This is a genomic window from Streptomyces sp. NPDC004065 (assembly GCF_044903565.1).
In the GTDB taxonomy this organism is placed as follows: Bacteria; Actinomycetota; Actinomycetes; order Streptomycetales; family Streptomycetaceae; genus Streptomyces.
Window position 1 is genome coordinate 143,010 of record NZ_JBJDQT010000011.1, and the last position, 25,005, is coordinate 168,014.

Annotated in this window: 21 protein-coding genes and 1 pseudogene; 9 read left to right on the forward strand and 13 right to left on the reverse strand. The window is 75.7% G+C overall.

The window, feature by feature from the left end; translation table 11 throughout:
* Positions 1-508: 508 nt before the first annotated feature.
* Together ACI2LW_RS14905 and ACI2LW_RS14910 are read right to left on the reverse strand one after the other, a co-directional pair.
* Positions 509-1,129: an RDD family protein gene (locus ACI2LW_RS14905; RefSeq protein WP_404731588.1), complete on the reverse strand. Its 621-nt coding sequence runs from the start codon at positions 1,127-1,129 to the stop codon at positions 509-511.
* Positions 1,130-1,261: 132 nt separating this feature from the next.
* Positions 1,262-2,053: an adenosylcobinamide-GDP ribazoletransferase gene (locus ACI2LW_RS14910; protein ID WP_404731589.1), complete on the reverse strand. Its 792-nt coding sequence runs from the start codon at positions 2,051-2,053 to the stop codon at positions 1,262-1,264.
* Positions 2,054-2,308: 255 nt separating this feature from the next.
* On the opposite strand from ACI2LW_RS14910, the gene ACI2LW_RS14915 reads away from it, so the two are divergent.
* Complete coding sequence (locus ACI2LW_RS14915) at positions 2,309-3,085, forward strand: hypothetical protein (protein ID WP_404731590.1); 777 nt, start codon at positions 2,309-2,311, stop codon at positions 3,083-3,085.
* Between the two features lie 140 nt (positions 3,086-3,225).
* On the opposite strand, the pseudogene ACI2LW_RS14920 reads toward ACI2LW_RS14915, so the two are convergent.
* From ACI2LW_RS14920 to cobT, 3 genes and pseudogenes are all read right to left on the reverse strand, one after another.
* Positions 3,226-3,918 (reverse strand): annotated as a pseudogene (locus ACI2LW_RS14920) (hypothetical protein); the annotation flags it as partial.
* A 63-nt stretch (positions 3,919-3,981) separates the two neighbouring features.
* Positions 3,982-5,736 (reverse strand): phosphatidylglycerol lysyltransferase domain-containing protein, encoded by a 1,755-nt coding sequence (locus tag ACI2LW_RS14925; protein ID WP_404731591.1) that lies wholly within the window; start codon positions 5,734-5,736, stop codon positions 3,982-3,984.
* Positions 5,737-5,937: 201 nt separating this feature from the next.
* Positions 5,938-7,125: a nicotinate-nucleotide--dimethylbenzimidazole phosphoribosyltransferase gene (gene cobT / locus ACI2LW_RS14930; RefSeq protein ID WP_404731592.1), complete on the reverse strand. Its 1,188-nt coding sequence runs from the start codon at positions 7,123-7,125 to the stop codon at positions 5,938-5,940.
* A 179-nt stretch (positions 7,126-7,304) separates the two neighbouring features.
* Between cobT and ACI2LW_RS14935 the strand changes: the two genes are divergently transcribed.
* Positions 7,305-8,432: a class I SAM-dependent methyltransferase gene (locus ACI2LW_RS14935; RefSeq protein WP_404731593.1), complete on the forward strand. Its 1,128-nt coding sequence runs from the start codon at positions 7,305-7,307 to the stop codon at positions 8,430-8,432.
* Here ACI2LW_RS14935 and ACI2LW_RS14940 read toward each other — a convergent pair.
* Positions 8,408-9,610 (reverse strand): bifunctional adenosylcobinamide kinase/adenosylcobinamide-phosphate guanylyltransferase, encoded by a 1,203-nt coding sequence (locus tag ACI2LW_RS14940; RefSeq protein WP_404731594.1) that lies wholly within the window; start codon positions 9,608-9,610, stop codon positions 8,408-8,410. The genes ACI2LW_RS14935 and ACI2LW_RS14940 overlap by 25 nt on opposite strands.
* 112 nt (positions 9,611-9,722) lie before the next feature.
* Between ACI2LW_RS14940 and ACI2LW_RS14945 the strand changes: the two genes are divergently transcribed.
* Entirely contained in the window at positions 9,723-9,941 is a 219-nt protein-coding gene (locus ACI2LW_RS14945; RefSeq protein WP_404731595.1) for a hypothetical protein, read from the forward strand.
* A gap of 1,118 nt (positions 9,942-11,059) precedes the next feature.
* Here ACI2LW_RS14945 and ACI2LW_RS14950 read toward each other — a convergent pair.
* The 3 genes from ACI2LW_RS14950 to ACI2LW_RS14960 form a co-directional block, all read right to left on the reverse strand.
* Complete coding sequence (locus tag ACI2LW_RS14950; RefSeq protein WP_404731596.1) at positions 11,060-12,142, reverse strand: S1C family serine protease; 1,083 nt, start codon at positions 12,140-12,142, stop codon at positions 11,060-11,062.
* A 77-nt stretch (positions 12,143-12,219) separates the two neighbouring features.
* A complete protein-coding gene (locus ACI2LW_RS14955; protein WP_404731597.1) occupies positions 12,220-12,930 on the reverse strand; it encodes a class I SAM-dependent methyltransferase in 711 nt (236 codons plus the stop codon).
* Positions 12,931-13,013: 83 nt separating this feature from the next.
* Positions 13,014-13,613: a DUF3043 domain-containing protein gene (locus ACI2LW_RS14960; protein ID WP_404731598.1), complete on the reverse strand. Its 600-nt coding sequence runs from the start codon at positions 13,611-13,613 to the stop codon at positions 13,014-13,016.
* Between the two features lie 309 nt (positions 13,614-13,922).
* On the opposite strand from ACI2LW_RS14960, the gene ACI2LW_RS14965 reads away from it, so the two are divergent.
* From ACI2LW_RS14965 to ACI2LW_RS14980, 4 genes are all read left to right on the forward strand, one after another.
* Positions 13,923-14,705 (forward strand): PspA/IM30 family protein, encoded by a 783-nt coding sequence (locus tag ACI2LW_RS14965; RefSeq protein WP_404731633.1) that lies wholly within the window; start codon positions 13,923-13,925, stop codon positions 14,703-14,705.
* A gap of 197 nt (positions 14,706-14,902) precedes the next feature.
* The gene (locus ACI2LW_RS14970) at positions 14,903-15,181 is read left to right on the forward strand and encodes a hypothetical protein (protein ID WP_404731599.1); all 279 of its coding nucleotides are present in this window, start codon (positions 14,903-14,905) and stop codon (positions 15,179-15,181) included.
* Between the two features lie 65 nt (positions 15,182-15,246).
* Positions 15,247-16,521 carry a sensor histidine kinase gene (locus ACI2LW_RS14975; protein WP_404731600.1) on the forward strand — a complete coding sequence of 425 codons (1,275 nt, stop codon included), beginning with the start codon at positions 15,247-15,249 and terminating at the stop codon, positions 16,519-16,521.
* On the forward strand, positions 16,518-17,201 hold the full coding sequence (locus tag ACI2LW_RS14980) for a response regulator (RefSeq protein ID WP_404731601.1): 684 nt from the start codon (positions 16,518-16,520) through the stop codon (positions 17,199-17,201). The genes ACI2LW_RS14975 and ACI2LW_RS14980 overlap by 4 nt, the downstream gene beginning before the upstream one ends.
* A gap of 423 nt (positions 17,202-17,624) precedes the next feature.
* On the opposite strand, the gene nadA is transcribed toward ACI2LW_RS14980, so the two are convergent.
* Positions 17,625-18,809, reverse strand: a complete 1,185-nt coding sequence (gene nadA, locus ACI2LW_RS14985) for a quinolinate synthase NadA (RefSeq protein WP_404731602.1) — start codon at positions 18,807-18,809, stop codon at positions 17,625-17,627.
* A 309-nt stretch (positions 18,810-19,118) separates the two neighbouring features.
* Between nadA and ACI2LW_RS14990 the strand changes: the two genes are divergently transcribed.
* A complete protein-coding gene (locus ACI2LW_RS14990) occupies positions 19,119-19,475 on the forward strand; it encodes an iron-sulfur cluster assembly accessory protein (RefSeq protein WP_111002424.1) in 357 nt (118 codons plus the stop codon).
* A 540-nt stretch (positions 19,476-20,015) separates the two neighbouring features.
* Here the strand turns inward: ACI2LW_RS14990 and ACI2LW_RS14995 are convergent.
* Positions 20,016-21,617: a hypothetical protein gene (locus ACI2LW_RS14995; protein ID WP_404731603.1), complete on the reverse strand. Its 1,602-nt coding sequence runs from the start codon at positions 21,615-21,617 to the stop codon at positions 20,016-20,018.
* A gap of 156 nt (positions 21,618-21,773) precedes the next feature.
* Complete coding sequence (locus tag ACI2LW_RS15000; RefSeq protein WP_404731604.1) at positions 21,774-21,986, reverse strand: hypothetical protein; 213 nt, start codon at positions 21,984-21,986, stop codon at positions 21,774-21,776.
* Between the two features lie 130 nt (positions 21,987-22,116).
* Between ACI2LW_RS15000 and ACI2LW_RS15005 the strand changes: the two genes are divergently transcribed.
* The gene (locus ACI2LW_RS15005) at positions 22,117-23,091 is read left to right on the forward strand and encodes a carbohydrate kinase family protein (protein WP_404731605.1); all 975 of its coding nucleotides are present in this window, start codon (positions 22,117-22,119) and stop codon (positions 23,089-23,091) included.
* A 43-nt stretch (positions 23,092-23,134) separates the two neighbouring features.
* On the opposite strand, the gene ACI2LW_RS15010 is transcribed toward ACI2LW_RS15005, so the two are convergent.
* Positions 23,135-24,520: a cysteine desulfurase/sulfurtransferase TusA family protein gene (locus ACI2LW_RS15010; protein ID WP_404731606.1), complete on the reverse strand. Its 1,386-nt coding sequence runs from the start codon at positions 24,518-24,520 to the stop codon at positions 23,135-23,137.
* Between the last annotated feature and the right edge of the window lie 485 nt (positions 24,521-25,005).

A 25,005-nucleotide genomic window follows, 5' to 3' on the forward strand; every position in this document is an offset into this window, starting at 1 on the left:
CGCTCGTCGCGGTGCTCGCCGGCTGCGCGGGCCCGCGGGGGGGGGGGGGGGGGGGGGGGGGGGGGGGGGGGGCGCGGCCCCCCCCCCCCCCGGGGGCGCCCCCCCCGCACGTCGGGCCCCGCCCCCCGGCCCCGCCCCGGCCACGGCCACCCGCGCCCCGCCCCCCCCCCCCCCCCGCCCCCCCCCCCGCCCGGGGACGACCCGGCGGTGGCGGCTCGGCGGCCGTCCGGACACCTCCGCCGGCGCGGAGGCCGACGCGGAGGTCCAGGACATCGACGGCTTGGACCGCGCCGCGGCGACCGTCGCCGCGCTGCACCGCCGGGCCCGCAAGGCCGTCCGCCACGTCCCGGCGGGCGCTCGGGAGGGCTTCCGGCCCGACGCGCGCCGGTTCACCGGCAGCGTGACCGCCGGGCGACGGCCGGCAGGGCGGCGGTGCTCCCCGTGGAGTACGGGCCATCGGCCGGCCGTTTCCGCGCCCGGTCCCGCCGGCCACGGCCGGGCTCGCCGGTCAGGGAGTACGGACCGGGGGCGTGGCGCCGGGCCTGCTGAACCGCAGGACGAGCCCGGTGACGGTGGTGCCCGCCACCCGGTCGGCCAGCGAGCGCCGGCCGGGCAGCAGCACCGGCACGGCGTTGAGCAGGAACACCGCCACGGCCACCACCCACACGAGCACCGACAGCAGCACCTGCCCCTCGATCAGCAGCACACAGGCCACGGCGTAGACGGCGACGTCGGCCGTCGTGGTCACCGCGGCCCGCAGGGCGGCCCGGCGGGCCTGGCGCGGGCCGGTGGTGGCGACCTTCAGCCCGAGCAGTCCCTTGCCGACCGTCCGCCCTACGAAGGCGAGGCACAGCCACTGGTACAGGAAGGCCGCCAGCACCAGCAGCCCGAAGGCCTCCTCGACGTAGAGCACCGCCTCGTCCCACAGCGACAGCCCCAGCCGTTGCGAGGCGTCGAGGACGTCGCCGCGCGAGGTGAGCAGGTCCCAGCCGCCGCGGGTGGCCAGCTCCGGCACCTCGGTGACGAGCGCGGAGATCCGGTGGAAGGTCAGCACGGCGAGTACCGCGCCCACCGCGACCACCAGTGAGAAGTCGATGAACCAGGCCGTGGCACGGCGCAGTTTCGGCACGGACGCCCCCCGATCACGATCACCTGTCCGTCAAAGGCCGCCGCCCGTCCGCGGGGCGACGGGCGCCCAGGTTAGCGAGCGGACGGGGCGGACGGGGCGCCTTGGCCGTATCGTTCCGGGCCGGTGACGATTTCAGGCCAGGGACAGCAGGACCAGGGCGGTGGTCGCCGCCGTCTCCGCGACCGCGCCGAACACATCGCCCGTCACCCCGCCCAGACGGCGTGTGCAGTGCCGCAGCAGCAGGTCGGCGACGGCGAGGGCGCCGGCCACCGCTGCCGCCGCGAGCACGGCGCGGCGCGTCCCGAGCGCCGCGCCGGCCGCCGCCGCCACCACCGCGACCGCCAGGGCCGCGCCCAGCGCGGCGGGGACCGGGACCACCCCGGCGACCGCCGCGCCCAGCCCCTCGGGCCGCGCGGCCGGCACCCCGGTGCGCGCGGCCAGCGTCAGCGCCAGCCGGGCGGTGACGGCCGAGACGACGGCGGCGAGCGCGCCCAGCGCCCAGGAGGTGTCGTAGGCCCGGGCGAGGGCGGCCACCTGGGCGAGCAGGACGAACACCAGCGTGATCACCCCGAAGGGGCCGATGTCCGACTGCTTCATGATCCGCAGCGCGTCCTCGGCGGGCCGGCCGCTGCCCAGTCCGTCCGCGGTGTCGGCGAGCCCGTCCAGGTGCAGGCCGCGGGTGAGTACGGCGGGCACGGCCGCGGTGGCGACGGCGGCCGTCAGCGGACCGGCGCCGAGGACGAGCAGCAGCAGGCCCGCGGCCGCCGCCGCCGGCCCGATCACCAGCCCGGCGGCCGGCGCGCAGAGCATGCCCGCGCGGGCGGCCTCGCGGTCCCAGCGGCTCACCCGCACCGGGAGGACGGTGAGCGTGCCGAAGGCGAACCGCAGGCCGTGCAGGGCGGCGGACGAGGAGGGCGTGGACACGCGGGCAGACTACGGGCACCCGCGCCGGGCCGGTGCGCGGGGTTCTCCGTGCCTCGTCGCGTGCCTCGTCGCGTACCGCTTCGCGTGCCTTCGCCGGCCAGCCGCGGGCCCTTGCGGCCAGCCGCGGGCCCTTGCGGGCGGCCACGGGCCCTTGCGGACAGCCGCGGGCCCTGGCGGCCAGGCGGGCCCTTGCGGGCGTCCGCGGGCGGCCCGTGCCGGCGGGCGGCGCCGCGGGGGACGGGGCACACTGCACACATGGGGCACTGGCTGTACCGCAACATCGTCGAACCCGGCAAACTGCCCCTGCTGCTCGCCCTCGGCGCCTTCGTCGTCACCTTCGTGGTGACCCGCTGCGTCACCCGTCTGATCCGCGCGGGCAAGGGCCCGTTCGGCAACGTCAAGGCCGGCGGGCTGCACATCCACCACGTCGTCCCCGGGGTCGTGCTCACCGTCTTCGGCGGCTTCGGCGCGGTGGCCAGCGGCCGGGAGGGCTTCGGCGCCGCGGCCTTCGCGGTGGTCTTCGGCGTGGGCGCGGGGCTCGTGCTCGACGAGTTCGCGCTGATCCTGTACCTGGACGACGTCTACTGGACCGAGGCCGGCCGCAAGAGCGTCGAGGTCGTCGCCGTCACCGTGGCCCTGGTCGGCCTGGTGCTCGCCGGGTTCTCCCCGTTCGGCGTCAACGACCTGTCCGAGAGCGAGCTGCAGAACCGCGGGACGGTCATCTCCACGGTCGCCGTGAACTTCGTGCTCTCCCTGGTGGCCCTGAGCAAGGGCAAGGGCCGTGTCGCGCTGTTCGGAGTGATCGTCCCGTTCGTCGCCCTGATCGGCGCGGTCCGCCTGGCCCGCCCCGGGTCGTACTGGGCCCGGCGCTTCTACCGCCGCCGCCCGCGCGCCCTGGCGCGCGCCGGCGCGCGCGCCGACCGCCACGACCGCCGCTGGTCGGGGCCGCGCCGCGCGTTTCAGGACTGGATCGGCGGCAAGCCCGACGCGCCGCCGGCCCGGCTGCCCCCGGGCCGCCCCGGCTCCGGCTGACGGGGGCGCGCCACGGGGCGCGCGGCCCCCTCGCCCCAACCCGCACGCCCGGCCCCCGGGGGTCGTCCCTCGTGCCCGGTCTCGCCGGGCTGTTCACCGTGCCCGGCCGCGCAAGGCCGCCCCTCGCGACCGCCGTCGCGCGGCCACCCCTCGCGACCGCCCTCGAGCGGCCACCCCTGGCGAGACCGCCCCTCGCGCACCGCGGACCAGGCGCACCCGAGGCCCACCACCGCGAGCGCCGCCATGTGCTCCTTGCCCGCGAGGTTGCCCTTCAGCGCCACCTCGGCCGCCATCGCCAGGGTCACCGCACAGGTCGTGGCGTACGCCCCGTAGCGCCAGCCCAGGTGCACGGCGAGCCCCACCACGGCCGCGGACGGGCCGGTGTCCACCACCCAGGCGTCGGAGCCGGGCAGCCCGAACGGGCGGTGCGGGCCGAGGGCGATGCCCAGCCGCGCGTACAGGGTCCCGGCGAGCGTCGCGGCGTAGGCGACGGCGAGGGTGCGCCGCCGGCCCAGGCAGATCTCACCGGTGCCGAACACACACAGGATCTGCGCCAGCGCGCCCCACACGGGCAGGTCGGGCGCCGGCACGAACAGCGACAGGGGGGTGCGGAGCAGAGCGAGCCACAGCGGTTCCGCGGCGCGCACGGCACCGAGCCGCTGGACCAGGAGGTGCCCCCAGGGCTGGTTCTGCGTCCACTGCAGCAGTCCGGTCAGGCACACCGCGGCCAGGGTCATCGGGACCGCCCGCAGCCGCCGCTCCAGCAGCGGCCCGCGCACGGCGGCGTACAGGGGTCCCCACTCTGCGCGGGCCCAGCGGGCGGCCCCGCTCATCCGGCGCACCCCATCGGGCGCTCCTCGTCCGGTGCTCTCATCCGGTGTCCTCGTCGGTGTCCTTCATGCCTGCCCCCGCGGTGCGGGGGCGTGCAGATGCGGTCCGCGGCGCAGCCGCCCCGGCAGGCCCGGCACCCCCAGGAACCCCTCCGCGCGCGCCGCCGCGAGGCCGATGCGCAGCAGGTCCGCGCTCTTCTCGAAGAGCAGGAACCGCGGCTCCCAGATGGGCCGGTACTTGGCGTTGGCGCGGTACAGCGACTCGATCTGCCACCAGCGGGAGAAGAAGCCGAGCAGCGAGCGCCACAGCCTCAGCACCGGCCCGGCGCCGAGGCGTGCGCCACGTTCGAAGACCGAGCGGAACATGGCGAAGTTGAGCGAGACCTGGGTGACGCCGATCTCCCCGGCCCTCTCCAGCAGTTCGAGCACCATGAACTCGACGAGCCCGTTCCCGGCCTGCCGGTCCCGCCGCATGAGGTCCAGCGACAGCCCGGACGGCCCCCACGGCACGAACGACAGCAGGGCGCGCAGGGCCCCGCCGGCGTCGTGGCACTCGAGCATCACGCACCGGCCGTCCCGCGGGTCGCCGAGCCGCCCCAGCGCCATGCTGAACCCGCGTTCGGTGGGCCCGTCCCGCCAGTCGTCGGCCCGGGCGACCAGGTACGCCATCTCGGCGGCCGGGATGTCCTCGTGCCGGCGGACGCGCACCGTGTACCCGGCCCGCCGCACCCGGTTGCGGGCCTGCCGCACGGTGCGCATGGCGCGGCCCTCCAGGGTGAACTCGGCGACCTCCACCACCGCCTCGTCGCCGAGTTCCAGCGCGTCCAGGCCGTGCCGGGCGTACACCGTGCCCGCCTCCTCGCCCGCTCCCATCACCGCCGGGATCCAGCCGTGCGCCCGCGCCTCGGCCAGCCACGGCTCGATCGCCCCGGGCCAGGCCTCCGGGTCGCCGATCGGGTCGCCGGAGGCCAGCGACACCCCGCCCACCACCCGGTAGGCGACGGCGGCCTTGCCGGTCGGCGACCACAGGACGCTCTTGTCGCGGCGCAGCGCGAAGTAGCCGAGGGAGTCCCGCTCGCCGTGCCGCTGGAGCAGCTCCCGCAGCCGCTTGTCGTCGTCGTCACCGAGCGGGTCGACGGCGCGGCGGGAGCGGAAGGCGGCGTACAGCACGGCCAGGACCAGCGCGGTGGACAGCACGTTGACGGCGACGTCCGCCCAGTACGGGGTGTCGATGCCGGGGAAGCGGGCCTCGGGCGCGGCGACCGAGACGAGCCGCAGCGTGCCGTAGTGCCAGCGCTCCAGGAACGTCGAACGGGCCGCGTCGGGCGCCTGGTTGGTGACCGTCACCAGCACGGTGGCGAGCAGCGAGGCGGCGGGCAGCCCGGCCGCCGCGACGGCGGCGGCCAGCTTGGGGTTGGACCGGTCGCCCTTGGCGTAGAAGGCGCGCCGCCCGAGCACCAGGGCGCCGGTGAAGGCGGCGGTCAGGGCGAGGGAGACCCAGTTCTGCGGGGAGCGGCGGATCTCCGGGAACGCCATGGAGAGCGCGAACAGCGCGAGGAACGGCCCGCTCAGCGCGAGGTTCAGGATCCACGCGGCCCGCTTGCGGCGCCGCATGGTGACGGCGAGGAAGGCCGCGAGGACGCCGGAGGCGAAGCCGGCGGTCAGCAGGTACGGGGTGAACAGGTTCTCCTGGTTGTGCCGCCGGACGTCCTGCCCCAGGGAGACCCACACCGCGCTGAGGAAGTTGACGAAGGCGACGGCCCGCAGATACCAGACGGCGAACGCGGCACTCCGGTCCTCGACATTTCGGGCATCTCCCATGAAAGAAGATCATATGGGCGCGCTGTGGGGCCGAACGTCCGCCGCGACGCCGGACGCGGGCACGTCACCCTTCCCCGCCGCGCACCGCCGCGTGACGCGCCGCGTCCCCGGCGGTCGTACTCCCCGGCGCTCGTACTCCCCGGCGGTCGTACTCCCCGCCGGTCGTGCTCCCCGGCGGTCGTGCAGCCCCGTGCCCGCCCCTCAGAGCTTCGCCTCCCCGGCGGTGTGCGCACCCCCGGCGTCCTCGCCCCCGGCGTCCCCGGTGTCCTTGAGCTCCCCGGCCTGCCCGGCGTCCTCGCCCTCCCCGGACGTGGCTACGGCGTCCCGCGCCTCGTCGGCGTCCTCCGCCCTCTCGGGCAGCTCCGCCGCCAGCGCCGCCGCGGCCTGCACCAGCGGCAGCGCCAGCAGCGCCCCCGCCCCCTCCCCCACGGTCACCCCCTGCTCGAGCAGCGGCTCCAGCGCCATCCGGTCCAGCGCCTTGGCCTGCCCGGGCTCCCCGCTGCTGTGCCCCGCCAGCCACCAGTCCGGCGCCCGGAACGCCACCCGCTGCGCCACCAGGGCGCAGGCGGCCGAGACCACCCCGTCCAGGATCACCGGCAGCTTGCGCACCGCGCACTGCAGCAGGAAACCCGTCATCGCGGCGAGATCCGCCCCGCCCACCGCGGCCAGCAGCCGCACCTGGTCCCCGAGTACGGGCCGGGCCCGGCGCAGCGCGTCCCGGATCGCCGCGCACTTGCGCATCCACGCCAGGTCGTCGATCGCCTCGCCGCCCCGCCCGGTCACCACGGACGCGTCCGTGCCGCACAGCGCGGCGACCAGCACGGCCGCCGCCGTGGTGCCGCCCACGCTCACATCGCCCAGTACCACCAGGTCCGTGCCCGAGTCGGCCTCCTCGTCGGCCACCGCGACACCCGCCCGCAGGGCCGCCTCCGCCTCCTCGAGGGTGAGCGCGTCCTCGATGTCGATGCGCCCGCTGCCCCGCCGCACCCGGTGCCGTACCACGTCCCCGGGCAGGGCCTCCGGCGGGCAGTCCAGCGCCATGTCGACCACCCGCACCGGCACCCCGAGCCGCCGCGCCAGCACGGACACCGGCCGGCCGCCCTCGAGGACCGCCCGCACCAGCCGCTCCGCACCGCCCGCGGGCCGGGCCGACACACCCAGCGAGGCGACGCCGTGGTCACCGGCGAACAGGACCACCCGCGGCCGTTCGACCGCGCGCACCGGCACGGCGCCCTGCGCCGCGGCCAGCCACTCACCCAGGTCGTCCAGGCGGCCCAGCGCGCCGGGCGGCACGGTCCGACGCTCCCGGTGCGCCTCGGCGTCACGGCGTACCCCGCCGTCCGGACGCTCGATCAGATCGGTGAAGTCGTCGAGATTCAGCGAGCTCATTCGCCGAACAGTACCGGCCCTGGTCGAACGCGGCGGCGCCAGATCGGCGCCACACCCGTACGGCGTCTTCCGGTTCAAGATCTCGATCCCATAAGTTCCCTTTGCCGTGAATCGCCGTTCCGGCGGCCCGGGCCACCGCACCCCTGGCCGCACGCCCGCCGCCCCACCGGGAGCCGCCCATGCCGCCCCTGCCGTACGCCCCCCGGGTCTACGACCCCCGCCGCATCGCGTACGCCGCTGAACTGGCCCGCGGCACCGGCCACTTCCACGAGCCGCGCCGCGAGGACTGCCCCTGGTGCGGCTCCGCACGGCTGCGCACCCGGCTGACCGCCCCCGACCTGCTGCAGCACAAGCCGGGCACCTTCCGCCTCGACCAGTGCCGCGACTGCGGGCACACCTTCCAGAACCCCCGGCTCACCCCTGAGGGCCTGGCCTTCTACCACCGCGACCACGACGAGAGCGACCCGGACGGGCTGCCCGACCCGGTCCTCGCCACCCGCCGCAGCCGCCGCCGGCACCGCCTCGACGCGCACCTGATGCGCGACGTGGGGGAACCGGAGAGCTGGCTGGACGTCGGCACCGGGCACGGCCACTTCCCCGCCGCGGCGCGCGAGGTGTTCCCGTACACCTCCTTCGACGGCCTCGACCCGACGACGCGCGTGGAGGAGGCCCGCGCCGCCGAGCGGATCGAGGAGGCCCACGTCGGCCACCTGTCCGACCCGCTCCTGGCCGACCGGTTGCGCGGGCGCTACGACGTGGTCAGCATGTTCGGCCACCACCTCGCCCACGTGCCCGACCCCCGCGCGGAACTGCGCGGCGCCCTGGCCGTGCTGCGCCCCGGCGGGCACCTCCTGGTCGAACTGCCCGACCCGCGCTGCGCGTTCGCCCTGCTGCTGGGCAAGTGGTGGCTGCCGCACGGCCAGCCGCGCCATCTGCATCTGCTGCCGCTGCCCAACCTCGCCGCCGAGCTGGAGTCCGCGGGCTGCACGGTGCTGGTCGTCGACCGCCGCACCCCGCACACGCCGGGCGACCTGCCGGCCGCGCTGGCCCTGGCCCTCGCCCACCTGCTGCCCCCGGCCGACGCCCCCTGGCACGACCGCCCGCCCACGGCCGCACAGGACGTCGTGCGCAGGGTCCTGGCCACCGCGACCGGCCCGCTGGTGGACGTGGCGGCGGCCGTGGACCTCCTGCTGTCCCCGCTGCTCAGACGCGTCCCCGGGCTGTCGAACGCCTACCGGGTCGTCGCCCGCCGGGACGTGGCCCCGCCGCCGCCCCGGGCCCCTCACCCGCGCAGCACCACCGCCTGACCCGCCACCACCAGCAGCACCTGCTCGCACTCGGCGGCGAAGGCGGCGTTCAGCCGGCCGAGTTCGTCGCGGTAGCGGCGGCCCGAGGCGGTGGCCGGGACGATGCCCGAGCCGACCTCGTTGGACACCGCGACCACGGTCCGCCGGGTGGCGCGGACCGCGGCCGTCAGCTCCGACACCCGCTCGCGCAGGGCCCGTTCGCCGCCGTCGGCCCACTGCGCGTCGTCCCAGGCGTCCACGGAGTCCATCGCGTCCGTCAGCCACAGCGACAGGCAGTCCACCAGCAGCGGCGGGCCGTCCTCGGCCAGCAGCGGCACCAGGTCGCAGGTCTCGGCCGTACGCCACGAGCCCGGCCGGCGCTCCCGGTGCGCGGCGACCCGGGCCGCCCACTCGGTGTCGCCGCCGCGGGAGCCGCCCGTGGCGACGTACAGCACGCCGGGGAAGGACTCCAGCCGCCGTTCGGCCTCCACCGACTTGCCCGAGCGCGCCCCGCCCAGCACCAGCGTCCGCCGCGGCACGTCCGGCACCTCGTCGTACGCGCCGACGGTCAGCGTCGTCCCGTCCGGCACGGCCCGCGCCCCGGCCGCGGCCAGCCTGCGGCGCAGCTCCGCGCCCGGCGGCACGTCGTGGCCGAGGTGGACCGCCACCACGTCCGTGGCCGGCCCCACCGACCCCACCGCCCGCAGCCGGGCCAGGGCGTCCGGGCGGCCCACGACGTCCGCGAGGACCATGTCGTACCGCTCCGCGGAGCCTTCCTCCAGTCCGGCCGGGGAGCCGCCCGGCGGCAGGTACAGCAGCCGCTGCCCGTCCGGGCCGGTCACCGCGTACCCCGTGCCCGGCGCGTCCAGCGCGACCGCCCGCACCCGATGCCCCGTCAGCAGCGCGAGTTCCCGCCCGTCGGGCACCCGGCCGGGCTGCGGCAGCCCGGCCGGCACCTCCACCGGGGGCCCGTCGTGCGGATGGGACAGCAGCACCTGCGCCACCGAGCCCAGCGAGCGCCCGGCGCGCGCCGCCGCGAACGCCGCCCCGGGCGTCAGGTCCAGCAGCAGCGCCCCGTCCACGAGCAGCGCGGTCGCCGCGCGCGCGTCGGCGCCGAGCGCGGCCGCGCAGGCGGCGCAGGGGCAGTGGGGGCGGGGAAGCCCCGCGGGGGCGCCGGTGCCGAGCAGAGTCACGTCCACGGACCGATTTTCCCGTGTCGCCGCGGGTGCCGCGCATCCGGCTAGGCTGCGGGGGCAGGATCGAGAGCAAGATCCGGTCTTGCTGTGCGGTGCTGACACGAGGGAGGCGTACATGGCGGCATGGACGTGGCGGTTCGAGACGACCGACGGGACGGAGGTCCAGCCCGCGGTGCAGCCCGAGGAGTTCACCACGCAGGGCGACGCCGAGTCCTGGATCGGGGAGAACTGGAAGGCCCTGCTCGACGGCGGCGCCGACCAGGTACGGCTGCTCGAGGACTCCACGGAGGTCTACGGCCCGATGAGCCTCCACGCGGACGAGTCCGGCGCGTAGCCCCGGGCCGGGCCCGGCACAGCCCCCGGCCCGGCCCGGCCCGGCCGGGTCCGGGCCCCCGCCGGCCACTTCGGCCCACGGCCCCGGGCCTCCGGTCCCGGTCGGCTCCCGGCTCCGGGCCTCCCGGCTCCGGGCCGGCTCCCGGTCCCGGGCTTCCGGTCCCGGGCCTCCCGGCTCCGGGCCTCCCGGCTCCGGGCCTCCCGGCTCCGGGCCTCCCGGCTCCGGGCCTCCCGGCTCCGGGCCTCCCGGCTCCGGGCCGGCTCCCGGTCCTGGGCCGGCTTCCGGTCCCGGCCTCCCGGTCCCGGGTCGGCTCCCGGCTCCGGGCCTCCCGGCTCCGGGCCGGCTCCCGGTCCTGGGTCGGCTTCCGGTCCCGGCCTCCCGGTCCTGGGTCGGCTTCCGGCTCCGGGCCTCCCGGCTCCGGGTCGGCTTCCGGTCCCGGGCCTCCCGGCTCCGGGCCTCCCGGGCCCAGGTCGGCTTCCGGCCCAGGCGGCCGGTCTTCGGCCTCCGGCCCAATTGGCCTTGGGCCCTGGTCTCACGGGTGCGGGCCTTGCGGCCATGCACTGGTTCCCTGCCCGGGTGACCGGCCTTCGGTCTTACGGCCCTGGCTCCCCGGGTCCCGGCCCGGCTGGCCGGTGTTTGGCGTGTGGCGGCGTGGTCTTCGGCGTCGGGCCCGTTGGCCTTGGGCCCTGGCCTCACGGGTGCGGGCCTTGCGGCCATGCACTGGTTCCCGGCCCGGCTGATCGTCCTTCGGTCTTACGGCCCTGGCTCCCCGGGTCCCGGCCCGGCTGGCCGGTCTTTGGCGTGTGGCGGCGTGGTCTTCGGCGTCGGGCCCGTTGGCCCTGGGCCCCGGTCTCACGGGTGCGGGCCTTGCGGCCATGCACTGGTTCCCGGCCCGGCTGACCGGCCTTCGGCCTCCGCCGCCCGTCGGCCTGCCTCGAACGGGTGCGGGCCGGCTTCCACCGGCCGTCCGCGGCCGGCCGCGGGCGTTCACCGGCCCCGAACGGCCGCGGGCCGGAGTTCACCCGCCGTCCGGCGGGCCGTCCGCGCCCGGCCCGGGCCGCGGGGTGGCCGTGGGCGGCCGTCCGGCGGCTGCGGGTGGCCGCGATCGGGTGGTCGGTTCACTGCTCGCCCAGCGTCACGTTCACCGTTCGCTGCTCGCCGTCCCGGGTGTAGGTGACCGTCGTCCGTTGCCCGGGGCGGTCGCCGGCCAGGGCCTCCGACAGGGAGGTGATGGTGGTGACCTCGGTGTCGCCGACCCTGGTGATGACGTCGCCGGGCTGGATGCCGGCCCGGTCCGCCGCGCCGCCCGGGTGCACCTCCACCACGGCCACCCCGAGGGGACGGTTCTCCGCGTCGACCACGGTCCGCCCGGTGATGCCGAGCGCGGCCCGCCCGGAGTCGACGACCCTGCCGTACCGGACGATCTGCCCGGCGATCGTCTTCACCGTGGACGCCGGGATCGCGAAGCCGATGCCGGGCGCCGCGCTGCCTCCGAGCTGGGGATCGGTGGCGGCGAGCGTCGGGATGCCGATGACCTTGCCGTCCAGGTTCACCAGCGCGCCCCCGCTGTTGCCGGGGTTGATCGCGGCCGACGTCTGCACCATGTCGGCGATGGTCGCGCCGGTGCCGCCGCCGGTGCTCCCCTCGCTGACGGTGCGCCCGGTCGCCGACACGATCCCCTGGGTCACGCTCGACGACAGCCCGAGCGGAGACCCCATCGCCAGCACGATCTGCCCGACCTCCACCTTGTCCGCGTCGCCGAAGGAGGCGGCCCGCAGACCGTCGGGCGGGTGGTCCAGCTTGATGACGGCGAGGTCCTGCGGCGGGTAGGAGGCGACCAGGGACGCGGTGAAGGCCTGCTCGCTGTTGGCCGTCGTCACCTTGAACGTCCGCTCGTTCCCGACGACGTGCGCGTTGGTGACGATGTGCCCCTTGTCGTCGTACACCACCCCCGAGCCCAGGTCCTGGCCGGACTGGATCTGCACGACGGACGGCAGCACGTCCCTGATCACCCGCTGGTACTGCGCCTGCAACCCGTCCGCCGCCTCGGCCTGCCCGGCGCCGGGGGAGCGGCTCGTGCGGGCGGCTCCGCCGGGGGAGGCGGAACCGTCGCACCCGGACAGCAGCGCGGCGCAGAGGACCAGCCCGGCCAGCGGGCCGATCCGGCGCAGGGCGCGGGTACGGGCAGCGGAGGAGACCATGACCGGAGTCCTACCCCGGGGCGGTCACGGGCCCGCCGGGACTCACCCGAACGTGAACGTGCGGCCCCGCAGGGCGTTCAGCCGCGCACGCCGCACAGGTGCAGCAGCGCCGCCACCGAGCGGTACGGGTCCGTGCGCCCGGCCCGTTCCTCGGCGGCCAGCAGCGCCCGCAGCGTCTCCTCGTCGGCCGGCGGTCCGGTGCCGTCCGGCGCCGTGTCGGTGAAGACCCGCACCCCGTACCAGGCGTGCAGCGGGGCGCCGATCCCGGCGAGCGTCGCCGTCAGATCGGCCAGCCGGTCGGCCCGTACGTCGAGCCCCAGCCGGTTGGTGTACGCGGTCGTGTCGAAGGCGGCGAGCGCGGCCGTCCAGTCCCCGGCCAGCCCCGGCCGCAGCGCCAGCGCGTCGGCGTTGCGCACCAGCAGCGACAGCAGGCCGCCCGGCGCGAGCATCCGGGCCAGCCCCGCCAGCAGCGGGTCCGGCTCCTCCACGTACATCAGGACGCCGTGGCACAGCACCACGTCGAAACTGCCGGGCAGGAAGTGCACGCCGGTGTCCCGGCCGTCGCCCTCGACGATCCGCATCCGCGCCCGGATGCCCTCCGGCTCGGCGGCCAGCGCCGCCCGCGCCACGGAGATCATCCGCTCGTCGCGTTCGAGCCCGGTCACCTGGTGCCCGGCCCGTGCCAGCCGCAGCGCCTGCGTGCCCTGGCCCATTCCCACGTCGAGCACCCGCAGCCGCTGCCCGACCGGGAACCGCCCGGCTATCTGCTCGTCGAGCTGCCGGGCCACCAGCTCCTGTCGTACGACGTCACGCAGCCCGCCCAGCTTGTCCAGCCACGCGTCGGCGGCGTCCCCGGAGAAAGCGGTCGCGCTCAGGGCCGCTCCCCGCGCTTGACCTGCGGCTTGGGCAGCCGGAGCCGGCGCATCTGGAGCGAGCGCATCAGGGCGTAGGCGACCGCGCCGCGCCGGTTGGCGTCCGGGAAGCGCTCGGCGAGCCGCTTCCTGAGCCGGAAGCCGGTGACGATCGAGTCCAGCACGATCAGGACGATCACCACGAGCCACAGCAGCAGCGCGATGTTCTGCAGCGAGGCCACCCGCACCAGGCTGAGGATCAGGATGACCACGGCCATGGGCAGGAAGAACTCCGCCACGTTGAACCGCGAGTCGACGAAGTCGCGCGCGAACCTGCGCACCGGCCCCTTGTCGCGTGCCGGGAGGTAACGCTCGTCGCCCCCGGCCAGCGCCTGGCGCTGCCGCTCCATCGCGGCGCGGCGCTCCTCGCGCTGCCGCCGGGCGGCGTCCTTGCGGGTCAGCGAGGTGCTGGCCACACTGCGGCGCTGGGACCGGGCCTCACTGCGCTTGGGGGTCGGCCGGCCCTTGGGGGCCTGCGGGTCACGGGGCTGCTTGGAGAGGTCCACCGCCGACTTGTCGGCTACCTGGGCCTTCTCTTCCTTGGCACGGCTACGGAACACAAAACCCAAGCGTAAGGGCTTGACCCGCATGGACCTAAGCCCGGCGGGGAACGATCCGGCAACACCGGTCGTCTGTAAAGGGACAGAGCGGACGTCACCGGCCGCGGCTGTCCGGCGGCCCCCCGGGGGTCACCTACTCCTCGCGCCGGAGCGCACGCGTACGCAGTCGTCCTTGGGGATGAGCGCATCCGTCCCCGAACAGTGCGGTAATGGATGCGGGGCCCGTACTGTGGGTCCTGTCGCAGAGCTGTGAGCCGGAAGTCGGTCAGAAGGGGGCGCGCGAAGCCCATGAGCGGTGTCATGAAGCGTATGGGGATGATCTTCCGCGCGAAGGCGAACAAGGCCCTTGACCGGGCCGAGGACCCGCGCGAAACCCTCGATTACTCGTACCAGAAGCAGCTGGAGCTGCTGCAGAAGGTGCGCCGCGGCGTCGCCGACGTGGCCACCAGCCGCAAGCGCCTGGAGCTCCAGCTCAACCAGCTGCAGCAGCAGTCCTCCAAGCTGGAGGACCAGGGCCGCAAGGCGCTCGCGCTGGGCCGCGAGGACCTGGCCCGCGAGGCGCTGTCCCGGCGCGCCGCCCTGCAGCAGCAGGTGACCGACCTCGAGACGCAGCACGCGACCCTCCAGGGCGAGGAGGAGAAGCTCACCCTCGCGGCCCAGCGCCTGCAGGCCAAGGTGGACGCCTTCCGGACCAAGAAGGAGACCATCAAGGCGACCTACACCGCCGCCCAGGCCCAGACCCGGATCGGCGAGGCGTTCTCCGGCATCTCCGAGGAGATGGGCGACGTCGGCCTGGCCATCCAGCGCGCCGAGGACAAGACGGCCCAGCTCCAGGCCCGGGCCGGCGCGATCGACGAGCTCCTCGCCTCCGGCGCCCTGGACGACCCCTCCGGCATGGCCAAGGACGACATCCAGGCCGAGCTGGACCGGCTCTCCGGTGGTACGGATGTAGAGCTGGAGCTGCAGCGCATGAAGGCGGAGCTGGCCGGAGGCCCGTCCGCCGAGCGGCAGGCGCTCGAGGGCGGCACCGGGCAGGCGCAGCCCCAGCCCCAGCAGCAGCCGCAGGACACGCCCCGCTTCGACAAGCAGTGAGCCGCGCGCGGCGGCCGTACGCGGGTGCGCCGCGTACGGCCGCCGACGGCCCGCCAGCGACAGCCACGCCAGCGACAGCCACGCCAGCGACAGCCACGCCAGCGACAGCCACGCCAGCGACAGCCACGCCAGCGACAGCCACGTCACCGACAGCCACGTCACCGACAGCCGGGGCCCACGCCGCCGAGGAGGGCGACATGATCGTACGGATCATGGGGGAGGGGCAGGTGAGGCTGGCCGACAGCCACCTCGCCGAACTCAACAAGCTGGACGACGAACTGATGGCCGAGATGGAGAACGGCGACGGCCCCGGCTTCCGCCGCACCCTCACGGCCCTGCTCGCGCAGGTCCGCACCCTGGGGGAGCCGCTGCCCGACGACTCCCTGGAGCCGTCCGAACTGATCCTGCCCGCCCCGGACGCCACCCTGGAGGAGGTCCGGGCCCTGCTGAACGACGGCGGCCTCATCCCGGGGTGAGCCGGAGGCCTGTCCGAGCCCGGGCGGTTCCTGGGCCGCGCCGCGACCCCGTACCGTACACAGGCGTGACCCTCACCCTCGACCGCGCCCGCTGCCGTGTGAAGGCGCACCCCCTCGCGCTCGACGCGGCGCTCGCCGCCGCCGTGCTGGTGTGCATGGTGGTGGGGTCGTTCGCGGACCCGCGCGGGCAGAACGGCGTCACCTGGGGCGTGCGCCGCCCCGACCTGCTCAGCCTCGTCCTGATGACCCTCGGCGCCGGCGCGCTCGTGCTGCGCCGTCGCGCCCCCCGCGCGGTCCTCGCCGTCACCGGCACCGTCTCCCTCGTCGAGTGCGTCACCGGCGATCCGCGCGCCCCCGTGGCGATGTCCGCCGTCGTCGCCCTCTACACCGTCGCGGCCGCCACCGACCGGCCCACCACCTGGCGCCTGGGCCTGCTCACCATGACCGGGCTGACCGGCGCCGCCATGCTCGCCGGGCCGCTGCCCTGGTACGCCCAGGAGAACCTGGCGATCTTCGCCTGGACCGGCATGGCCGCCGCCGGCGGCGACGCGGTGCGCAGCCGCCGCGCCTTCGTGCACGCCATCCGGGAGCGCGCCGAACGCGCCGAGCGCACCCGCGAGGAGGAGGCCCGCCGCCGCGTCGCGGAGGAGCGCCTGCGTATCGCCCGGGACCTGCACGACGTGGTCGCCCACCACATCGCCCTGGTCAATGTGCAGGCCGGGGTCGCCGCGCACGTCATGGACAAGCGCCCGGACCAGGCCAAGGAGGCCCTGGCCCACGTCCGGGAGGCCAGCCGCTCCGCGCTGAACGAGCTGCGCGCCACCGTCGGCCTGCTGCGCCAGTCCGGCGACCCCGAGGCCCCCACCGAGCCCGCCCCCGGCCTCGCCCGCCTGGAGGAACTGGCCGGCACCTTCCGCAGCGCCGGACTGCACGTCGAGGTCGCCCGCGCCGACCACGGCACCGCCCTGCCGGCCGCCGTCGACCTGGCCGCGTTCCGCGTCGTCCAGGAGGCCCTCACCAACGTCCAGAAGCACGCCGGCACCCGGGCCAGGGCGGAGGTCAGCGTCGTCCGGGTGGGACCCGACGTGGAGATCACCGTCCTCGACGACGGAGCCGGCGAGCAGTGGCCCGGCGAGCCACGGCCCGGCGAGACCGGCGGGACCGGCGAGACCAGTGAGACCGGCGGTACCGGCGGCGGCCACGGGCTGCTCGGCATGCGCGAGCGGGTCGCCGCCCTCGGCGGCAGCCTCACCACCGGTCCCCGCTACGGCGGCGGCTTCCGCGTGCATGCGATCCTGCCCGTCGACACCAGCACACGCGCCCCCGGGGATGCCGCATGACGATCCGTGTCCTGCTCGCCGACGACCAGGCACTGCTGCGCAGCGCCTTCCGCGTGCTCGTCGACTCCGAGCCCGACATGGAGGTGGTCGGCGAGGCCGCCGACGGCGCCGAGGCGGTACGGCTGGCCAGGGAGCTGCGGGCCGACGTGGTGCTGATGGACATCCGCATGCCCGGCACCGACGGTCTCGCCGCCACCCGTCTGATCTGCGAGGACCCCGACCTCGCCGAGGTCCGCGTGGTCATCCTGACCACCTTCGAGGTCGACGACTACGTGGTGCAGTCGCTGCGCGCGGGCGCCTCCGGCTTCCTCGGCAAGGGCAGCGAACCCGAGGAGATGCTCAGCGCCATCCGGGTCGCCGCCGGCGGGGAGGCGCTGCTGTCCCCGGCGGCCACCAAGGGCCTGATCGCGCGCTTCCTCGCCCAGCGCGACACCGCCGGCGACGAGCTCGACCCCGTCCACGCCCAGCGGCTGGCCGCGCTGACCGTGCGGGAGCGCGAGGTGCTGGTCCAGGTCGCCGGCGGCCACTCCAACGACGAGATCGCCGAACGCCTCCAGGTCAGCCCGCTGACGGTGAAGACGCACGTCAACCGCGCCATGGCCAAGCTCGGCGCACGCGACCGGGCCCAGCTGGTCGTGATCGCCTACGAGACGGGCCTGGTACGTCCCCGGACGGACTGATCTCCACCCGCGTCTACCGCGCGCGCAGTAGTGCCCCCGCGGGAAATGGACCCGGGGCCTGCGGATCGGCCCCCCGGCATGGCGCAAGGTGGTGCGGTGGGCGCCCACCTGTGCGCGTCCCGCCGCCGCTTTTCGCCGCTCACGAAGAGAGACCCTGACCCCCTATGACCTGGCTGTCCAGATTCAGCCAACCAGGACCGCGCCCAGGGGTACGGGGTCGTCGAGGCCGTGGTGGAAGGCGGCCGCCACCGCCTGCGAACCGCCGGCGTGTGAGCACGACGACGGGGCCCGGTCCACGCGAGTGCGCGTGGGCCGGGCCCCGTCCATTTGCGCGGGAACCCCGCGACAGCGGCGACCGCCGCGGCAACCGGCGTGGCAGCCGCGACCGCCGCGGCAGTCGGGGCGGCAGCCGCGGGGGCGCCGCTACGGCAGCGCCAGCATCCGCTCCAGGGCCAGCTTGGCGAAGGCCTCGGTCTCCTGGTCCACCTCGATGCGGTTGACCAGGTTGCCCTCGGCGAGGGACTCCAGCGCCCACACCAGGTGGGGCAGGTCGATGCGGTTCATGGTGGAGCAGAAGCAGACCGTCCTGTCGAGGAAGACGATCTCCTTGCCCTCGGGCGCGAAGCGGTTCGCCAGCCGGCGCACCAGGTTCAGCTCGGTGCCGATGGCCCACTTGGAACCGGCCGGGGCCGCCTCCAGCGTCTTGATGATGTACTCGGTGGAGCCGACGTAGTCCGCGGCGGCCACCACCTCGTGCCGGCACTCGGGGTGCACCAGGACGTTCACGCCGGGGATGCGGGCGCGCACGTCCTCGACCGAGTCCAGGCTGAAGCGCCCGTGCACCGAGCAGTGGCCCCGCCACAGGATCATCTTCGCGGCGCGCAGCTCCTCGGCGGTCAGCCCGCCGTTGGGCTTGTGCGGGTTGTAGACGACGCAGTCCTCCAGCGACATGCCCATGTCCCGCACGGCGGTGTTGCGGCCCAGGTGCTGGTCGGGCAGGAACAGGACCTTCTCGCCCTGCTGGAAGGCCCAGTCGAGCGCCCGCCGGGCGTTGGACGACGTGCAGATGGTGCCGCCGTGCTTGCCGGTGAACGCCTTGATGTCGGCCGAGGAGTTCATGTACGACACCGGCACGACCTGCTCGGCGACGCCGGCCTCGGTCAGCACGTCCCAGCACTCGGCTACCTGCTCGGCCGTCGCCATGTCGGCCATCGAGCAGCCGGCGGCCAGGTCGGGCAGGACCACTTTCTGCGCGTCCGACGTCAGGATGTCCGCGGACTCGGCCATGAAGTGCACACCGCAGAACACGATGTACTCGGCCTCCGGCCGCGCCGCCGCGTCCCGGGCCAGCTTGAAGGAGTCGCCCGTGACGTCGGCGAACTGGATGACCTCGTCGCGCTGGTAGTGGTGGCCCAGCACGAAGACCTTGTTCCCGAGCTTCTCCTTGGCCGCGCGGGCGCGCTCCACCAGGTCCGGGTCGGACGGGGAGGGCAGCTCTCCGGGACATTCGACGCCGCGCTCGCTGTTCGGGTCGGCCTCGCGGCCGAGGAGCAGCAGGGCGAGGGGCGTCGGCTGTACGTCGAGCTCCTGCGTTGGGGCGGTGGTCACGGCACGCACCCTTTCTACTTTTCGTCGAATTGACGCTATCTATCATAACCGGTTCACGTCACTTTGACGATGGGCCTAAGCGTCCATGTGACGTGAATCCTGACACCCGGCCGTCGCCGGCCGTTGTCGTGTTCGTCGCATCGGGGTGCTCGTCCCCTCGGCCGCTGTCTCGCACGGGGGCGTGTGCGTAGCATGAAGAGGACGAGCATGGAGAAGAGACAAGGCAAGTGCTCGGCCCGGAATGAATCCGCGGCCTTGCCGGTTGCACTCGTCGGCAAGCAGTCTCCGTACAACCCGGGAGAGATGTAGATGTCCGTATCGGACGAGACCACCACCGTCACCGACGGCATCGTCCTGACCGACGCCGCCGCGTCCAAGGTCAAGGCCCTGCTCGACCAGGAAGGCCGGGACGACCTCGCCCTGCGCGTCGCCGTCCAGCCCGGTGGCTGCTCCGGCCTGCGCTACCAGCTCTTCTTCGACGAGCGCTCCCTCGACGGCGACGTGGAGAAGGACTTCGGCGGAGTGAAGGTCGTGACCGACCGTATGAGCGCTCCGTACCTGGGCGGCGCCACCATCGACTTCGTGGACACCATCGAGAAGCAGGGCTTCACGATCGACAACCCGAACGCGACGGGCTCCTGCGCCTGCGGCGACTCCTTCAGCTGAGCCGGATCCGCGACGACGGAAAACAAGGCGGCGGCCCCTCCAGAGGGACCGCCGCCTTCCGCTTGCCCCCGGGCCGGGACCCCCGCGCCCTCCCGCGCCCTCGCCGCCCGGCCCGCACGCGCGGGCGGGGCCCGGCGGGCGAGCGGTGCCCGGGCAGGCGACGCACCCGCCCGCCCCGCTCCGGCGCCCTCGCCGCCCGGCCCGCATGCGTGGGCGGGGCCCGGCGGGCGAGCGGTGCCCGGGCAGGCGATGCGCCCGCCCGCCCCGCTCCGGCGCCTTCGCCGCCCGGCCCGCTCGGCCCACGCGCGCCCGTGCGCCAGCGCCGGCCGGGCAAGACGCACGCCCCGCGCCCGCGCCGGCCGGGCAAGACGCGCCCCTGTGCCCGCGCCGGCCGTGCGGGCTGTGCGAGACGTGCCCGTGCGCCCGCGCCGGCCGGCCGGGCGGGTCGTGCGAGACGTGCCCGTGCGCCCGCGCCCCCGTGTGCCGCGCCGGCCGTGCGGGCCGCAAGATGCGCCCGTGCGCCCCGTGGGCCCGCGGCGCTCAGCGGACCGGGGCTCCCGGCTCGGCGGGGAGTCGGGCGCCCGGGCGTTCCAGGGGGATCGGCGTGCCGTCGGGGCCGACAACCTTCCGGTCGCCCAGCGGCCGGTCCAGACGCACCGTGCGGTGGTAGACCTTGGCGATCAGGATGCAGACCTTGCCGGGCCAGGGGTGCTCGGTCACCGTGACGGTCACCCGGTCGGAGCCCTCCTCGGCCGACGCCTTGTAGTCGGCGCACACGCCGCCCTCGAACCGCACGGTCAGGTTCTGCCCCTCGGCGCTGTATCCGGTGACCTTCACCGCACGGTCCGCCCGGGCGCTGCCCGAGGCGCTCGGCGCCGGGGTCGGCCGCCCGGGCCGCGCGGACGGCGGGGCGAGGTACTCGGGGTCGACCGCGGGATACGTGACCGTGAAGCCGTCCGCGTCGCCGCCGGCCGTCCCACGCACATGGAACAGCCAGGACGGCACGAGCGTCTGCCGTCCCGCGGAGTAGTGCGCGGCCAGGCCGAACACGGCCCTGTCGATCGTGGCGACGCCACCCCGCGCGGGCGCCGGCGCCGACTGCGACGTGCCGCAGGGCGCCTCCAGGCGGTCCTTGGCCGGCACCGGCGTGGCGCAGCCGCCGATGCCCATGCGGTGGTCCGTGCGCGGCGCCGCGTTCATCAGGCCGAGCGTGCGGCGCGCGCTCAGCACCGGATACGTGTCGCCCTCGACCGGCGCCTTCACCAGCCCGCTGCCGCCGACCAGCTCCGCGCGCGGGCCGACCGTCAGCGCCGTCGTCCAGCCCTCCGTGGGCGCGCCGCCGACCACCGGGTCCGCGTCGACGATCCGCTGGGCGCCCATGACGCGACGCGCGTCAACCCTGGCGCCGTCCTGCCCCAGCGCCTTCAGCACGGGCGCCGCCGCCTTCTTCGCGGCCGCCTCGCTCACCGGGCGGGCGGCGGGGGAGCCCGGGTCGTGGCCGCACAGCACCCCCTTGCAGTCGTCGGTGCCCGGGGTGTAGCGGCTGAACGTCCACATGCCCGGCGCCTGCCGGTTCACCCGCAGCACGGGGCCCGAGCCGTCCTTCCCGGAGCCCACGGTCCAGGACGTGCCCTCGGCCACCGGGTCGCCGTCCACGCCGAGCGCCGCGGCCAGGCGGGCCACCTCCGGCCGCGTGACCTCGCCCCGCGCCCGGTACACCGGCGCGGAGCCGGGTCCGGCGGGCAGCGGCGCGTCGATCCGGTACGTCTGCCCGTACGGGTTCGGCTCGCCCGGAGCGATCCCGTTCGTACCGCCGGAAGCGTTCCCGTTCGTACCGCCGGAGGCGCTCCCGCCGGGGAGGTCGTCGAGGACGAGCGGCGGCGGGGTGCCGTGACCGGCGGGCCGCGCGGATCCGGTACGGTCCCCGGACCCGCCGGCCGCCCCGGTGGCCAGATACGCCCCGCCCGAGCCCACCAGCAGCACCGCGGCGGCGACGCAGGCGGCGACCAGGGGCGACCGCCCGCGCCGCGCGGAACCGGCCGGAGCCGGGGTCCCGGGCCCGGAGGCGGGCTTCCCGCGCGCCGGGGCCTCCTCGGCGCTACCCGCGTCCGCGTCGTCGTTCTCGGGTCGCTCGGTGTTCACCGCATCGCTCCTTCACCCGCACAGCCGTCCCGGTGACCGCGGCCCGGCCCTGGCGAAGCGGCGGGCCGGCCGGTCGTATCCCACCTCCCTCAGAAGGGGGACGGCGATGGGACGCGGCGGGGGAGCGCACGGTTCCCGCGCGCCGGGTACGCCCGCTCAGTCCCCGTAGTCCGACATCGCGTCCAGCAGCCGGGCGGAGGAGGCGGGCACGGACACGCCGTGGATGCGGGTCGGCGGCACCGGCAGCGCGGTGTCCGGGCCGGGGACCGCCCAGTGGGGGGCCATCCGGGCGCAGTCCCCGCGCAGGGTGGCGAGGTCGGTGTCGGAATCGGCGGCGGCCGGGGCAGCATGGACGTCGAGGTTCGTCATGCCCGAACCGTAAGCACGTCGGACCCGAACGAGAAAGATCTACTTCCGGGTAGTTTCGTCCGCTTCAGCGTCACCTCCCGACCGGGTAGCGTGAACTGTCAATGCCCCTCCTCCCAGGAGAGTCCACGCCGTGCGCATCGCAGTCACCGGCTCCATCGCCACCGACCACCTCATGACCTTCCCCGGCCGCTTCGCCGACCAGCTCGTCGCCGACCAGCTGCACACGGTCTCGCTCTCCTTCCTGGTCGACCAGCTGGACGTACGGCGCGGCGGGGTCGGCGCCAACATCGCCTTCGGCATGGGCCAGCTCGGCACCCGGCCCGTACTGGTGGGCGCGGCCGGCTCCGACTTCGACGCATACCGTGCCTGGCTGGAACGCAACGGCGTCGACACCGACTCCGTGCGCATCTCCGAGACGCTGCACACGGCCCGCTTCGTGTGCACCACCGACGCCGACCACAACCAGATCGGCTCCTTCTACACCGGCGCGATGAGCGAGGCCCGCCTCATCGAGCTCAAGACCGTCGCCGACCGCGTGGGCGGCCTCGACCTGGTGCTCATCGGCGCCGACGACCCCGAGGCGATGCTGCGGCACACCGAGGAGTGCCGGGCGCGGTCCATCCCGTTCGCCGCCGACTTCTCCCAGCAGATCGCCCGGATGAACGGCGAGGAGATCCGGATACTGGTCGACGGCGCGACGTACCTGTTCTCCAACGAGTACGAGAAGGGCCTGATCGAGTCCAAGACCGGCTGGAGCGACGCCGAGATCCTGGACCGCGTCGGCCACCGGGTCACCACCCTCGGCTCGCGCGGTGTGCGCATCGAGCGGGCCGGCGAGGAGCCGGTCGAGGTCGGCTGCCCCGACGAGGAGCGCAAGGCCGACCCCACCGGCGTCGGCGACGCCTTCCGCGCGGGCTTCCTGTCCGGGCTGGCCTGGGGCGTCTCGCTGGAGCGGGCCGCCCAGGTCGGCTGCATGCTCGCCACCCTGGTCATCGAGACGGTCGGCACCCAGGAGTACCAGCTGCGCCGCGCCCACTTCATGGAGCGCTTCACCAAGGCCTACGGCGACGACGCGGCCCGCGAGGTCCGCGCCCACCTGGCCTGACCGCCGCCCGCGCGCTCGCGCGGGCTCCCGTCAGACGAGCACGTCAGACGAGCCGGCGGACCACGTAGGCCGTGCCCGTGTCCGCCGGCTCCTCGCCGACGTACTCCTGCTCCCGCATCTGGCACCAGGCGGGGATGTCCAGCCGGGCCGCCTCGTCGTCGGCGAGGACCCGGACCGTGCCGCCCACCGGCACCTCGCCGATCACCTTGGCCAGCTCGATCACCGGGACCGGGCACCGCTTGCCGAGCGCGTCGACGACCAGGCCGTCCGCCGCCTCCGCCGTCCTGGCGGACGGCGCCGCCGGGGCCCCGAGCCTGTCCCGCACCGCGGCCACCACGCCCGGCAGCACCGCGAGGAACCGCTCGACCTCCTCCGCGGCGGTCCCGGGCGGCAGCGACACCCGTACGTTCCCCTCGCTCAGCACCCCCATCGCCCGCAGCACATGGCTGGGCGTCAGCGTGCTGCTGGTGCACGACGAGCCGGACGAGACCGCGAAGCCCTCCCGGTCCAGCTCGTGCAGCAATGCCTCCCCGTCGACATAGAGACAGGAGAAGGTGACGATCCCCGGCAGCCGCCGCACCGGATCGCCCACCACCTCGACGTCCGGCACCAGTCGCGGCACCCGCGCCCGGATACGCTCCGTCAGCTCCCGCAGCCGCACGGCCTCGGCGGCCGCCTCCGCCCGCACCGCCCGCAGCGAGGCCGCCGCGGCCACGATCGCCGGGATGTTCTCGAACCCGGCCGCGCGCCCCGACTCCCGTTCGTCCACCGGTCCCTGGACCGCGAACCGCGTGCCCTTGCGCACGACGAGCAGCCCCACCCCCGGCGGCCCGCCCCACTTGTGCGCGCTCGCCGCCAGCAGCGACCACTCGCCCTCCACCGGGCCCCAGCCCAGCGACTGCGCCGCGTCCACCAGCAGCGGTACGCCCGCCTCCCGGCACAGCGCGGCCACTTCTGCGACCGGCTGCACGGTGCCCACCTCGTGGTTGGCCGACTGCAGACAGGCCAGCGCGGTGTCCGGGCGCAGCGCCCGGCCGTACGCCGCCGGCTCGACCGCGCCCCCGCGGTCCACCGCGACCCGGGTGACCGTCCCGCCGTCCGCCTCGTGCGACTCGGCCGAATGGAGTACCGACGAGTGCTCGACCGCTGACACGATCAGGTGACGTCCGGTCCGCCGCCGTCCCGCCAGCGCCCCCGCGATCCCGCTGTGCACGGCCCGGGTCCCGGACGACGTGAACACCAGCTCGTCCGGCCGGCACCCCACGGCCTCGGCGGCCGCCTCCCGCGCCGCGTCCAGCAGCAGCCGGGCCCGCCTGCCCTCCTTGTACAGCCGGGCGGGATCGGCCCACCCCTCGTCGAGGGAGGCCAGCAGCGCCTGCCGGGCGACGGGGTGGAGCGGAGCACTGGAAGCGACGTCGAAGTAGGCCACACGGCAACGCTACGACCCGCGCGGCGGCGGGGGAGAGCGCGGGCGGCGCCCAGGGCGAGCGCGGGCCGCGGCGAGGAGAGGAGCACGGGCGGCGGCGAGGAGAGGAGCGCGGGCGGGGATGAGGAGAGGAGCGCGGGCGGCGGTGAGGAGAGGAGCACGGGCGGCGATGAGGAGAGCGCGGTGAGGAGAGGGGCGCGGGCGGCTGCGCGGAGAGGGGGCGCGGGCGGCGGCTGACGGGGCATGACGCGGCCGCGGTGGCCGCCGCCGCCCGCGCCCGGCACCCAATGCGGGCCCAAACTCGGCCATTTCGCAGCCCGCCGCGGGCCCCTCCCACCCCTTCGGGGTGACCCGCGGCGCGTATGGCACCCTCCCCGCGACCCGCCGGAAGGCGTCCAGTAGGGTTTGGTCCGCATAAACATCCAAACCCCTGCCCGACGCAGGGCGGCGACCGACCAGCGAGAAGGCAGGCCGCAGCCAACCGCGCG